This window comes from Rufibacter glacialis (assembly GCF_008271745.1).
GTDB lineage: Bacteria > Bacteroidota > Bacteroidia > Cytophagales > Hymenobacteraceae > Nibribacter > Nibribacter glacialis.
In genome coordinates, this window is record NZ_VKKZ01000010.1 from 744,807 (window position 1) to 758,016 (window position 13,210).

9 protein-coding genes are annotated in these 13,210 nt (G+C 53.7%); 6 read left to right on the plus strand and 3 right to left on the minus strand.

Annotated elements, in window-relative coordinates; genetic code table 11:
- The first annotated feature begins 230 nt into the window (after positions 1 to 230).
- Positions 231 to 2,027, plus strand: a complete 1,797-nt coding sequence (locus tag FOE74_RS03975; protein ID WP_225840624.1) for an aminopeptidase P family protein — start codon at positions 231 to 233, stop codon at positions 2,025 to 2,027.
- 417 nt (positions 2,028 to 2,444) lie between these two features.
- Here the strand turns inward: FOE74_RS03975 and FOE74_RS03980 are convergent, their stop codons facing one another.
- The 3 genes from FOE74_RS03980 to FOE74_RS03990 all read right to left on the minus strand — a co-directional run bounded on the left by FOE74_RS03980 (position 2,445) and on the right by FOE74_RS03990 (position 7,147).
- Positions 2,445 to 4,127, minus strand: coding sequence for a M28 family metallopeptidase (locus FOE74_RS03980; protein ID WP_149097291.1), 1,683 nt, complete (start codon positions 4,125 to 4,127; stop codon positions 2,445 to 2,447).
- Positions 4,128 to 4,152: 25 nt separating this feature from the next.
- The gene (locus FOE74_RS03985) at positions 4,153 to 4,866 is read right to left on the minus strand and encodes an SIMPL domain-containing protein (protein WP_149097292.1); all 714 of its coding nucleotides are present in this window, start codon (positions 4,864 to 4,866) and stop codon (positions 4,153 to 4,155) included.
- A 127-nt stretch (positions 4,867 to 4,993) separates the two neighbouring features.
- Entirely contained in the window at positions 4,994 to 7,147 is a 2,154-nt protein-coding gene (locus FOE74_RS03990; RefSeq protein ID WP_149097293.1) for a S9 family peptidase, read from the minus strand.
- A gap of 199 nt (positions 7,148 to 7,346) precedes the next feature.
- On the opposite strand from FOE74_RS03990, the gene FOE74_RS03995 reads away from it, so the two are divergent.
- The 5 genes from FOE74_RS03995 to FOE74_RS04015 all read left to right on the plus strand — a co-directional run bounded on the left by FOE74_RS03995 (position 7,347) and on the right by FOE74_RS04015 (position 12,870).
- On the plus strand, positions 7,347 to 7,628 hold the full coding sequence (locus tag FOE74_RS03995; protein ID WP_149097294.1) for an ATP-dependent Clp protease adaptor ClpS: 282 nt from the start codon (positions 7,347 to 7,349) through the stop codon (positions 7,626 to 7,628).
- Positions 7,629 to 7,642: 14 nt separating this feature from the next.
- Entirely contained in the window at positions 7,643 to 8,251 is a 609-nt protein-coding gene (recR, locus tag FOE74_RS04000; protein WP_149097295.1) for a recombination mediator RecR, read from the plus strand.
- A 142-nt stretch (positions 8,252 to 8,393) separates the two neighbouring features.
- Entirely contained in the window at positions 8,394 to 10,304 is a 1,911-nt protein-coding gene (locus FOE74_RS04005; RefSeq protein WP_149097296.1) for a glycosyltransferase family 2 protein, read from the plus strand.
- Positions 10,305 to 10,522: 218 nt separating this feature from the next.
- Positions 10,523 to 11,731, plus strand: coding sequence for a pyridoxal phosphate-dependent aminotransferase (locus tag FOE74_RS04010; protein ID WP_149097297.1), 1,209 nt, complete (start codon positions 10,523 to 10,525; stop codon positions 11,729 to 11,731).
- A gap of 107 nt (positions 11,732 to 11,838) precedes the next feature.
- Complete coding sequence (locus FOE74_RS04015) at positions 11,839 to 12,870, plus strand: bifunctional heptose 7-phosphate kinase/heptose 1-phosphate adenyltransferase (RefSeq protein ID WP_149097298.1); 1,032 nt, start codon at positions 11,839 to 11,841, stop codon at positions 12,868 to 12,870.
- Positions 12,871 to 13,210 lie beyond the last annotated feature (340 nt).

The following is a 13,210-nucleotide window of genomic DNA, read 5'->3' on the forward strand; positions in this document are numbered from 1 at the left end:
TAGGAAGAACAGACTCAAATGGGGGTAAGGAGAGAAGGGGAACGTCTTATTCTAAGGTCAGAGTCAGGCCCCTGCTGAGGTGCTTCTTGGCCATGTAAATGCCATCTTGCATGTTAGCCTTTAGCAAAGCGGATAGTTGTTTTTTTGGATGAAAAGAACCTTACGTAGCTGTTCTTTGAACAGAAAAAGTGAAATTTACCCGTCATTAATTTTGAACGGGCTATAAAGCTTTGACTAGATTTCATCCTATGAACCACCAGAACATATTGGCCGGTATACGGCAGCAGATGCAGGAACAAGGGGTAAGCGCCTATATTATCCCTTCGGCAGACCCCCACATGAGCGAGTACCTGCCAGAGTATTACAAAGGCATTTCGTTCGCCTCGGGCTTCACCGGCTCCGCGGGAACGTTGGTGATCACCCCAGACTTTGCCGGCCTCTGGACCGATGCCCGCTACTTTGAGCAGGCCCAGGAGCAGCTGGCCGGTACCGGGTTTGAGTTGGTTAAACTGAAAGTGCAGCACATGCCAGAATACATTGCCTGGCTGGGCGCAAGGTTGAAGAAAGGCGATACGATTGCCTTTGACGGACGGCTTCTTTCCCTGCAACTGGCGCAGTTGCTGCAACAGCAATTAGGCACCCGCGGCATACAATTGGCCTCCCAACATGATTTCCTGAATGCGGTTTGGGCAGATAGACCAGCCCTACCCACCGAACCCGCTTTTTTATTGGATGAGAAGATTACGGGCAAAACCCTAGAGGATAAATTGGCAGAAGTGCGGTCAGCCTTACAACAGGCAGGAGCAGACTATCATTTAATTTCTTCCCTGGATGACATTGCATGGTTGTTCAACGTGCGGGGAAGCGACGTGAAAGCCAACCCGGTGGTTTTGAGTTTTGCCCTGGTTAGCCAGGAACAGGCGGTATTGTTCATTGACGCCCAGAAGCTGAGCCAGGAGAGCAAAGACCGTCTAGCCAAGGCGGGTGTCACCCTCCAAGCCTATGAGGCAGTGGCCCAGGCCTTGTCCCAGCTGCCGGCCAATGACACTATCTTCCTGGATCCTAAGCGCACCTGCCAAGCCATGTATGAGCAGTTGCCTAGCCAGATAGGAGTAGTGCAGGATACCAATCCCACCACGGTGCTGAAGGCCGTGAAGAACGACGTGGAGGCAGCCAACACGCGCATCACCATGGTGAAAGATGGCGTGGCTTTGACGCGATTCTTCAAATGGCTCGAAGAAAACCTGGGGAAAACAGAGATCACCGAAATGTCGGTGGCGGATAAGCTGCGGGAGTTCCGAGCCGAGCAGGAAGGATTCGTGGGCGAGAGCTTTGACACGATTGCCGGCTACCGGGCCCACGGAGCGCTGCCGCATTACAAAGCCACCCCAGAGAGCAATTCTGCCCTTCAGCCGGAAGGCCTGTTCCTGGTAGATTCCGGGGGGCAATACCAAACCGGTACCACCGATATCACCCGCGTGGTCACCCTGGGCAATCCCACGGAAGAAGAGAAAACCGACTATACCCTGGTCTTGAAAGGCACCATTGACGGCTCTACCGCCCGCTTTCCCAAAGGCACGCGCGGCTACCAGATTGACGCCATCACCCGCAAACCCCTCTGGGACCATGCCCGCCAATACGGCCACGGCACCGGGCACGGGGTGGGTTTCTTCCTGAACGTGCACGAAGGCCCTCAAGTCTTCAACGCTACCCCTACGCCTATTGACATCGAATTGGGCATGATCACCTCCATAGAGCCCGGTATTTACCGCCCCGGCCGGTACGGCATCAGGATTGAGAACCTGGTGCTGACGGTGCCTGATGAAGTGAATGAGTTTGCGGAGTTCTACACCTTTGAGACCCTCACCCTGTGTTTCATTGATACCGCCCCGATCAACAAGAACCTGCTGGAACCGCACCATATCCAATGGCTGAACAACTATCACCAATTGGTGGTAGAGAAGCTCGGCCCGCATTTAACGGCAGATGAACTGGTCTGGCTGAAGGAAAAAGCAAAGGCCATCTAACCTTTCATCCTTCTTCAAAACAAAAGAGAGCGACAACTTCCGGTGTCGCTCTCTTTCATTCAAGGCCAGTTTTCTAAGAAAGACGCCAAAATCGGAGAAGGAAGATTCTTGGAAGAAGTGGCTATTCTCTTCACTTGGTGGAAAGTTGGAGGAAGGGTTGCCTGTATTACAGAAACCGGTACCAAGACAAGTAAAACCCGTCGCTTTTCATCAATAAGCAGAAAGGTTTCAAGCAGACCGCAACCTTTAGGCATGGCCTGTAAAGTTTCTGGTGCTCGGGCCTTGGTGAAAGCTGGCTTACAGGAAACGCTGTTTCCAGGCTGTTTTCTTAAAACGGCAGTGGCTGGCTCTACCCTAGAGCCAGCCACTGCCGTTTAGATCCTGTTTCCGGCAAAAGAGGCCGAAAACAAATGGAAATTATGGCTTCGGCATGGATTGGTCCCGAACCGCCTTGAACTCAGAACCGGCTTTCCACTGCGGCCATTCATTGGAGAAGGCCAGGCGTCTGCCCAATTGGTACAAGAGCTGTAAATCTGCCACGGCGCCGTCCATCTTGAACGCCTCGTTCACCTGGTCATTGGGTGTGTGGTAAATTTTGGCGGAGTAATTTTCCCGTAATTTCTTGCCTTCGGCTTTGCCGAGTTGGATATGGTCGGTGCCCATACCGGTGAACAATGCCGGAATACCCGTTTTGGCGAAGTTAAAGTGGTCTGAGCGGTAGTATAAGCCGGATTCGGGTTTTGGTTCACGGGCAATGTAGCGGCCGGCTTTCTGGGCTTCCTCAGCTAACATCTCCTCCAGGTCAGACTGTCCCATGCCAATGAGCACAATGTCTTTGGTGGCACCGAAGGGGTTGAGCACGTCCATGTTCAGATTGGCCACGGTTTTCTCTTTGGCGAACGTCGGGTTCTCAACGTAGTAGGCAGATCCCAGCAAGCCCTGCTCCTCAGCGGTCACTGACAGGAAAACGACTGTTCTGTCTGGCTTCTGTTGCTGGGCTTTGAACGCTTTGGCCACTGCCAACAGACCGGCCGTACCGCTGGCATTGTCAGCGGCACCGTTGTAGATGCTGTCATTCTGGTCGTTTTTCTTGCCAATACCCAAGTGATCCCAATGCGCCGAATAGACAATGGCTTCCTCTGGTCGTTTCTCCCCGGAAATCTTGGCAATAAAGTTATAGGACTTGTCATACTTGGCCTTGGCTTGCAGTGAAGTGCTCATGGTCAAACCCAAGGGGCTGCCTTTAAAACCTGGCTTGGCGGCGCGCGCCAGTTCGGCTTTGTAGTTCTTGCCGGCGGCGGCAAATAGTTTCTCGGCCACGGGCGTGGTGATCCAGCCTTCCATGGCGTTGTGGTGCACATCTTTGCCTTTGGGCACGAGGTAGAATTTAGAGGTGTTCCAGTTGTTCTGCACAATTTTGAAACCATAGCCGGCGGTCTCGGGGTCATGCACAATGAGGCAGCCTTTGGCTCCCTGGCGGGCGGCTTCCTCCAGTTTGTACGTCCAGCGGCCGTAATAAGTCATGTCCCTACCCTTGAAGAAGGTAGTATCCTCAGAATTGAAGCCCGGTTCACTCACCACAACCACGGCAATCTTGTCTTTCACGTCCAGCCCCGCGTAGTCATTCCACTTATACTCCGGTGCCACAATCCCGAAGCCCGCAAATACCAGTTCCGTATCTTTGATGGTCACGTTCTCCTCGGGGCGTCTGGCCCACACCACGTAATCTTCCAGGCCTTTCAAGGTCATGGTCTGTTTGCCTTTCACGGTCATGGTAGGTGCGGCGGTAGAGGTGATTTCCACCAGGGGCACCTCTTGCAGGAAGCTGTCGCCGTTGCCCGGTTCCAGTCCCAGCGCTTTGGCTTCTTGCTCCAGGTAAGCCAGGGTTTTCTTCTCGCCGTTAGTGAAGGGCTTGCGGCCTTCCATGTCATCAGCGGCCAGCGCCGTTACATAAGTGCGGTAGCTATCTAAGGTGACTTCTGAAGGAGAGGTTTCAGAAGGGGCACTGGTAGAAGTGGTTTCCTTGGAGCCGCCAGATTGGCAACCGGCCAAGAGGCCTACGCTCAAAGGAATAGCCCAGAAATGAATGCGTTTGAACATGGGTATGGTGTTTGGTGAGAGGTGGTTATTTAAGTTGGAAGGTTACTTTCACGGTTGCGGATAAGGAAATGCTCTGTGGGATTTCAATCAAAGTACCTTCTTCACGGCCAGATGCACCAGCGGCAGCGGCGTACATGGTGTCGTTAGAATAATTAATAAACATAGGATCATTGTCATCAGTGTCCGCAATTTTAACTACGCGCTTAATTTTCCTGTTGCCTGCTTTGGCTAAAACCTGAGCTTTTTCAGCAGCCACTTGGACTGCTTTCGCTAATACCTCTTTTTTCATTTCCTCCTCTTTAGAAGATAAAAAGGCGCTACCAAACGTAATAATTCCCTCTCTGATTAGGCGGTCTCTGATGCCTGCATATGCTCTCAAGGAATCAATGGTGAAAGAAATTTCCTGTGCTCCTTCAAAATACCAAACGCGGTCTTCGTCTTTTTCTGCATCAGAAGGGCGTTTACCCACAGAGAATAACGAATAAGAAATTTTGTTTGAAGGAATGTCCAGGTCTTTCAGAATCCTAACAATCTTAGACTCCAGAGCCTTGTGCTCAGCATACATCTTGTCAAGGCTCAAAGTGTCTGTGGAGGAAAGATATATATTGAAGCTTACTTGGTCCGCCGGAGCTTCTACTGTAGCCTGTCCCATAACTACAATTCTGTTTTCGGGAGCAATGGTTTGGGCTGATGCAAATGAAGAGGCAAAGAGCAGGAGGGCGGATAAAAGTTTTTTCATAGAAGTCAGTAAGGAAGGGTTGACCAAAGATAGAAATTGAAATTTAAACAGAAAGGGCGCCTCTGTGATAGAAGCGCCCTTTCTGTTTTTAACCTGTTTTGGCCGGAAGGAGCCAAAATGAGCTTTACTACAAATGTTCGTCAAAGTACTCGGTCACCTTCTTGTAGAGGTGCACGCGGTCCTTGCCGCCCACGTTATGCGGGTGGCCCGGGTACACGAAGTAGTCCAGCAGCACGCCCTCATCCACGGCTTTTTTCAGGAACGCCTGGCTGTGTTGCCATACCACCACGTCATCCACGGTGCCGTGGATCATGAGCAGCTTGCCCTTCAGGTTTTTGACGTGGTTGAGCAAGTTGGCGTTTTTGTAGCCCTCAGGGTTTTCCTGGGGAGTGTCCATATAGCGTTCGGTGTACATGACCTCATAGAAACTCCAGTCAATCACCGGGCCACCGGCCACGCCTACCTTGAACACGCCGGGCTGCTTGAGCATCAAAGAGGTGGTCATGAAGCCGCCGTAGCTCCAGCCATGCACGCCAAGACGGTTGGTATCAACGTAGGGCAGGCCTTTCAGGTATTCTACGCCTTTCATCTGGTCGCTCACCTCGGCCACGCCCGCCTGCCGGAAGATGGCCTGCTCAAAGGCACGTCCTCTATCGGCGGAGCCGCGGTTGTCCAGGGAAAACACGATGTAGCCTTTCTGGGCCATGTGCTGCATCCAGAGGTTAGAACCGCCCAGCCAGCTGCTGGTGATCATCTGCAGGTGCGGCCCGCCGTACACGTACACCACCACCGGGTACTTTTTCTTCTCGTCAAAGTTAGGCGGTGTGATCATGCGGCAATAGAGATCTGTGCCGTCTTCGGCCTTAATGGGGAAGATGGTGGTCTCTCCCAGTTGGTAGTCTTGCAGCGGATTGGGAGCTACCAGCAGGGTTTTGGCTACTTTTCCGGCATCGGTGTCTAAGATCCTGATGGTGCGGGGCGTCACTGGGCTGCTGTAATTGTCCAGGAAGTACTGGCCGGTAGGGCTGAACGTGACGTTGTGCACGCCGCTGCCCTGGGTCAGCCGACCGGTACGGCCGCTGCTGAGTTCCACGGCGTAGAAATGGCGCTCCAGGGGGCTTTCGGCGGTGGCGGTGTAGTACGCTTCGCGGCCGTTTTTGTCAAAACCCACCAGATTCTTCACAATCCACTCGCCTTTGGTAAGTTGTCTGATCAGCTGGCCGTTGGTGTTGTAGAGGTACAGGTGGTCATAGCCGTCGCGCTCACTGAACCAGACAAACTGATCTGGTTTGCCAGGCACGAAGTACAGGCCGCGCTCTGGTTCAATCCACTTGTCGTTTTTCTCCTCAAACAAGGTCTTCACGAAGGCGCCGGTGTTAGCGTCATACTGGTTCAGCCACATGTGGTTCTGGGCACGGTTCACCACGGCCAGGTAAATGGATTTCTCGTCGGGGCTCCAGGTCAGGTTGGTGAGGTACTGTTCAGCGGGCTCGCCGGTTTTCAGGAAGATCGTTTTGCCCGAAGCCACATGATACACGCCCACCGTCACGTGGTGGCTTTTGCCGCCGGCCATGGGGTACTTGATGTTGTTCAACTTCGCCGGCACGGTGCTGATGTCTACCAGCGGGTAATCGGTGACCATGGTCTGGTCCATGCGGTAATAGGCCAGGCTGTTGCCGCTGGGGCTCCAGAAGGTGCCCTTGGTGATCCCGAACTCAGAGCGATGCGCTGCTTGCCCGTTCACGATGGCCGGGTTGCTTTCCTGGGTGATCTGCTTGTCCTCGGCGCCGGGTTGCGAGACAAACAGGTTCTGGGCTTTGGTGTAGGCCGCGCGCTGCTTGTTAGGCGCAAAGTCCAGGTTCTCTGCGGCGGCATCTACCTTGTAAAAAGCCTGCGCGGTTTTGGCTTGCGTGTTGTAGCGGTAAAACTGGCCTTTCTGCTTTACCAGCAGATCAGTGGCGTTGAGCCATTCCAGGCCGCTCACGGTAGGGACTTTGGCGCCGCCGGCTTTTTCCAGCGCCGCGCTTAGGTCAGTGGCCGTCACTATTACCTTGGCGTTTTCCCGCACCGAGCCGCGCAGCAACTGGTCATTTTTGTCATTAGTGTGGCTGTAGTCATTGGTGCCGGGCACCCAGGTGAGTTGCCGCAGGTTGGCGGGGGAGAGGCTGGGGTTCAGGAAGGCATCTTCCATGGTGAGCCGCTTTCCCTGGCTGAAAACCGTAAAAGAAGACAAAAGCGACAGCCACAGGAAGACGGCCAGGGTAGGTGATTTTTTAAGCATGGGTTTTTGGGTTGGAATACAAAAAACAAGCCGGAAACAGAGGGTAGACAAAGGTTTTCCGGACTGATTCTTCTCTCAAAAATAAGGCTAAACTACCTTTTTTTTCAGGAACAAGCGGCACTTTTTAACTGTTTTACTTTTGCTGAGACCCAAGCCGCGCAGGCTTCCTAAACTCATGTTTATTGCTTAATTTTGTGTTATGGACATTCTAACAGAAATTCTGGAGCAGGAAGACGTGCTGTTGATGGAGGAAACCACTGACGTGCGCGAGCTGGTGGTGTACAACGACGACGTGAACACGTTTGAGCACGTGATCAACGCGTTGGTGCAGGTCTGCCGCCACACACAGGAACAGGCTGAGCAATGTACCATGCTGATCCATTACAAAGGGAAGTGCACCGTGAAACTGGGCACCTTCTCTGAGTTGGAGATCATGTGCACCGCCATCCATGACCGGGGTATCTCAGCAGATATCGTTTAACCCTGAACTAACGGATGAATTTCCCTTCTAAGCTGATTGAGAATGCGGTAGAAGAGTTGGCCAAGTTACCCGGAGTAGGCAAGAAAACCGCCCTGCGCCTGGTGTTGCACCTGCTCAAAGCCGAAACCGAAGATACAAAACAACTTTCTGAGGCCCTGCTGCGCATGCGTACCGGCATCAGGTACTGCAAAACCTGCCACAATATCTCTGACCTGGAGGTGTGCAGCATCTGTTCCAACCCGCTCCGTGACCGGTCGCTGCTGTGCGTGGTGAGCGACATGCGCGACGTGATCGCGATTGAGAACACCTCACAGTACAAAGGCGTGTACCATGTGCTGGGCGGCGTTATCTCTCCCCTGGAAGGCGTGGGGCCCTCAGACCTGCACATTCAGTCTCTGGTGGAGCGGTTGCCCACTTCCGGGGTGAAAGAAATCATTCTGGCTTTGAGCCCGACCATGGAAGGCGACACTACGGCCTTTTACCTTACCCGCAAACTGAAAGAGTACCCAGCCCGCATCTCCAGCATCGCCAGAGGCGTACCGGTGGGCGGCGAATTGGAGTATACCGATGAGATCACCCTGGGCCGCAGCATTCTGGACCGGACTGCTTACAGCCAAGGGTAGTTTCTGGTTGTTTTTATAAAAATAAGCCTAAAAGCATACAGAAGCAGGAACAATCGTTCCTGCTTTTTTTACGTTCGCTTTTCTTTTCTGAACTTACCATCCAATACTATACCCCCGTTTATCTGACCCAACGTTACCCTGTTTGAAAGACCTTTCCGTCATCATTGTCAATTACAACGTGAGCTATTTTCTGGAGCAATGCCTGCTTTCCGTCCGGAAGGCGGTGCGGGGGCTGCAGGTAGAGGTGTTCGTGGTAGACAATAACTCGGTAGACGGATCGGTGGAGATGGTGCGGCGGCGGTTCCCCGAGGTGAAACTGCTGGCCAACCAGGAGAACTTAGGTTTCTCCAAGGCCAACAACCAAGCCATCCGGCAAGCCCAGGGGAAATACATCCTGCTGCTGAACCCAGACACGGTGGTAGAGGAAGACACTTTCTGCAAATGCTTCCGGTTCATGGAGGAGCACCCCAACGCCGGGGCGCTGGGTGTGAAGATGATGGACGGGGCCGGTAAGTTCCTGCCAGAATCCAAACGCGGGTTGCCCACGCCCTGGGTGGCCTTTTCCAAGGTATTCGGGCTGGCGGCCCTTTTTCCCACCTCGGCTTTCTTCAACCGTTACCATCTGGGCCATCTGCCCCAGGATCAGGTGCACCCCGTAGATATCCTGGCCGGGGCTTTCATGTTCATGCGCGATGAGGTGCTGGAGAAAGTAGGTCTGCTTGACGAGGACTTCTTCATGTACGGCGAAGACATTGACCTCTCGTACCGCATTAAGCAGGGCGGCTTTGAGGTCTATTATTTCCCGGAGACCCGCATCATCCATTATAAGGGCGAGAGCACCCGCAAAACCAGCGTGAACTACGTGTTCATGTTCTACCGGGCCATGCGCATCTTCGCTGAGAAGCACTTCAGCGGTAGGCAGGCGCGGGTGTACTCTTTCCTGATCAGGTTGGCCATCTACCTTCGGGCGGCCCTGGCGCTCGTCTACCGGGGGGTGCAGGGCGTGTTCCCCCTGGCCTTGGACGGCCTGTGCCTGGCATTGGGGGCCATGGTGGGGGAGAAGGTGGTGCCCAACCCCATGTCTTTGGATCCTTCGCCCATGTGGGCGGCCTATTTTGGGGTGTGGCTAGGTACGGCCTTCTTCAGCGGCGCCTATGACAAACCCCCGCGGCTGAACCGGTTGGTGCAGGGCATGTTGTGGGGCAGCATCCTGCTCGTGGCTTTTTCCAGCATAGTGAGCATTGTGGGCGAAATAAATAAAAAGCATGTACTGGTAGCCGTGCTGCTGGGGCTGGTGGGCATGACGTTCTGGCGCCTGGTCTGGCACTTCCAGGAGTACGGGCATTGGCGGTTTGGGGAACCTAAAACCAAGCGCATTGCCGTGGTGGGCAGCGGTAAAGAGGTGAAACGGGCTTCCTCGCTGCTTCGGCAGGCCGGGGCCCAGGAGCCTTTGACCCAGTTTGAACCGCAGCACACCCCCGCAGATCTTCAGCAGATCAAAGAGGTGATTGAGATCTACAAGATCAACGAGCTTATTTTCTGCGGCAAAGACCTGGCCGTGTCGCAGATCATTGAGTGGATGGTGCAGATCCACAACCGGGCGGTGGAGTTCAAGATACTGCCGGAGAACAGCGCCTACATTATCGGGTCATCGTCTAAAAACACCCGCGGCGATTATTACGCCCTGCACATTGAGGTAAACCTGCTCAACCCGTACCACCAGCGCAACAAAGTGGTGCTCAATTCGCTGGTGAGTGTGCTGCTGCTGCTCCTGGCTCCGGTGCTCATCTGGCGCATCAAAGGAAAGGGGCAGTTTTTGAAAAATTGCCTCGGAAACCTGGTGGGCCTATACCAGTGGGTGGGACTCAAGGCCACGGCCACGCCAGACGCCCGGCCCGCCATCCTCTCGCCGGTAGACAAGATCTCCAGCGCCAGGATCAGCCCGGCGGCGGCGCGGCAGATAGAGGTGGTGTACGCGAAGGAATACACGGCCTATGCTGACCTCCTGATCCTGGCCCGCAATCTGCCTAACCTGGGCCGGCGGGTGGCGTGAGTTAAAACCCTTTCCCCGGCATCGGGTATTAGGGGGGAGGAAGGCTTTTATACTTCGTCCCGGTAAACCTCGTTTAAAGGAAGGGAGACGCCTTGTTCTTCACTATTTTATAGGAATACAGCGCGATTTGATACAGGATTAATTAATTATGGTCAAGTACGCTATAAAAACAGCAAAAGCTTCTATTTTTGGGCCACACCTTTAAGTCTTCTTACCAGATGATTACTACCGAACAAAAAACACTTTCAGACCGCATCACCTCCCTTGCTGAATCACAGACCATTGCCATGGCGAAGAAGGCCCGTGAGTTAGCGGCGAAGGGAGTGGATGTGATCAACCTGAGCTTTGGGGAACCTGATTTCCAGACGCCTCAGTACATCAAAGATGCCGCAAAGAAAGCCATTGATGATGGCTACACCTTTTATACCCCGGTAGCGGGTTACCCCGAGCTGCGAAAGGCCATCGTGGAGAAGCTGAAACGCGACAACGGCCTGGAGTACGGCCCTGAGAACATTGTGGTCTCTACCGGTGCCAAACAGTCCATTGCCAACGCGGTGATGTGCCTGGTGAACCCCGGCGACGAGGTGATCATCATCTCCCCATATTGGGTAAGCTACGAAGAGGTGGTGAAATTGGCCGAAGGCGTTCCGGTGATGGTGCGCGGGACTTTGGAAAATGACTTCAAGATCACGGCGCAGCAACTGGAAGACGCCATCACGTCCAACACCAAGCTGGTCATGTATTCCTCGCCCTGCAACCCAACGGGTTCTGTGTTCACCAAAGACGAGCTGGCCGCTTTTGCCGCCATTCTGGAAAAACACCCCCAAATCCACGTCATCGCCGATGAGATCTACGAATACATCAACTTCACCGGTGAGCATTACAGCCTGGCACGTTTTGCGTCTATCAAAGACCGTGTGGTCACGGTAAACGGTTTCTCCAAAGGCTATGCCATGACGGGTTGGCGCGTAGGCTACATTGCCGCCCATAAAGACATTGCCGACGCCTGCGACAAAATGCAAAGCCAGATCACCAGCGGTACCTGTTCCATTGCCCAGAAAGCCGCTCAGGGCGCTCTGGAAGGCGGAAGAGCCTCGGCTGAGGAAATGAGCGCTTCTTACCTGCGCCGCCGCGATCTGGTGTTGGGACTGATGAACGATATTCCGGGTATCAAAACCTATGTGCCGCAGGGCGCCTTCTATATTTTCCCAGACGTGAGTGCGTATTTCGGGAAGTCAGCCGGTGACCTCAAAATCGAGAACTCAAATGACCTGGCCATGTACCTGCTCAATGACGCGCACGTGTCGTTGGTGGAAGGCGGGGCTTTTGGTGCGCCGCAGTGTATTCGGTTCTCCTTTGCCGCCTCAGACGCCAAATTGATTGAGGCCCTGGAGCGGATCAAGGCTAGTTTAGCCAAACTGAGCTAAAAACGGGTCTCACATTTTCTTACTACCTTTGCCTAAACATTGGATAACGCGCCTACAGATAAGGTGGGTTATCCAATGTTTTGTTTCCACCCTATTTATCTTCCTGAATGTCTATTCAGCATACTGTAGCCGCCCTATTTGACCGTTTCAGCCAGCTGCGGGTCCTGGTAGTGGGCGATGTGATGATTGACGCTTACCTCTGGGGAAAATCCTCGCGGCTGTCGCCGGAAGCGCCGGTGCCCATTGTGAACCGTATCAAGATGGAGCAGCGTCTGGGCGGGGCTGCCAACGTAGCCCTGAATATCCAGAGCCTGGGCGCCACGCCGCTGCTGTGCTCTGTGGTAGGCGATGACTTAGAAGGAGCCGCCCTGCTGCGCCTGTTGCAGGAGCAAGGCCAGACCCAGGAAGGCATCGTCCTGAGCCCTGAGCGCCCCACCACCGTCAAGCAACGCATCATCTCTGGCGGCCAGCAGTTGCTCCGGATAGACTCAGAGGTGGAAACCGACCTGACGCCCTTTGAGCGGAAAGCCCTGGTGCAGCGTTTCCGGCACCTGTTACCTCAGGCAGATGTGGTGATCTTTGAAGATTATGACAAAGGTGTCTTGAGTGCCGAAGTGATCCGGGAACTTCTCTCTCTTGCCCAAGAGGCCGCCGTGCCCACCGTGGTAGACCCCAAAAAGAAGAATTTCCTGTCGTACAAAGGCAGCACCCTGTTCAAGCCCAACCTGAAAGAACTCAAGGAAGGCCTCAAAGTTGACTTCGCTGATGCGAACCATGAAGCCTTCGAGCACGCCGTGACCGCTTTGCAGGAGCAGATGGCCCTGGAGAATGTATTGGTAACGCTCTCTGAGCGAGGAGTTTTCTGCCAGTCTGCTACCCAGGAGAAAACCTATTTAGATGCCCACATCCGGTCTATCTCTGATGTCTCTGGCGCCGGTGACACGGTGGTGAGCATTGCTGCTTTAAGTTTGGCGGCTGGCTTGCCCTTGCCTGCCTTGGCTGAACTGGCTAATTTGGGCGGAGGCTTGGTTTGCGAGCATGTGGGCGTAGTGCCTATTGACCGGGAACAGTTGCAGCAGGAAGCCCAGAATTCTCTGGTGTTGCAGCGGGAATTGGCAGTGTTTGAGGTAAAAGTATAAGGCGCTTTTTGCGGCTGTTTTCTGAAAAGGAGGCTCAAAACGGATTACCGTTTTGAGCCTCCTTTCTTTTGTAGTAAAGCAGTTGGTGAAATGAGGCAGAAGGCAAGTTGAAAACTTGCTAATAGAGAGAACCACAAGGTACGCTGTCGCTAAACTTGCGGAAGGGAAGTGTCCATGTGAAGTAAAGGTGTTCTGAGGCCTTTTTTGGGAAAGTCCCGGAAAGCATTGCAAATAACCAACATCTTGTAATACGGTCTGCCCAAAAGACCTCGTAGTGTGCGCAGCTCCTACGAGTGTCCGTGCCAATGGCAGGAGAAGCCGCTGTCTGGTTTGATGATAA

What these genes read in the sequence shown, in the direction of transcription:
- FOE74_RS03980 (WP_149097291.1), bottom strand. Translation starts at nt 4,127, where the DNA reads ATGTTCAAACGCATTCATTTCTGGGCTATTCCTTTGAGCGTAGGCCTC.
- FOE74_RS03985 (WP_149097292.1), bottom strand. Translation starts at nt 4,866, where the DNA reads ATGAAAAAACTTTTATCCGCCCTCCTGCTCTTTGCCTCTTCATTTGCA.
- FOE74_RS03990 (WP_149097293.1), bottom strand. Translation starts at nt 7,147, where the DNA reads ATGCTTAAAAAATCACCTACCCTGGCCGTCTTCCTGTGGCTGTCGCTT.
- FOE74_RS03995 (WP_149097294.1), top strand. Translation starts at nt 7,347, where the DNA reads ATGGACATTCTAACAGAAATTCTGGAGCAGGAAGACGTGCTGTTGATG.
- recR (WP_149097295.1), top strand. Translation starts at nt 7,643, where the DNA reads ATGAATTTCCCTTCTAAGCTGATTGAGAATGCGGTAGAAGAGTTGGCC.
- FOE74_RS04010 (WP_149097297.1), top strand. Translation starts at nt 10,523, where the DNA reads ATGATTACTACCGAACAAAAAACACTTTCAGACCGCATCACCTCCCTT.
- FOE74_RS04015 (WP_149097298.1), top strand. Translation starts at nt 11,839, where the DNA reads ATGTCTATTCAGCATACTGTAGCCGCCCTATTTGACCGTTTCAGCCAG.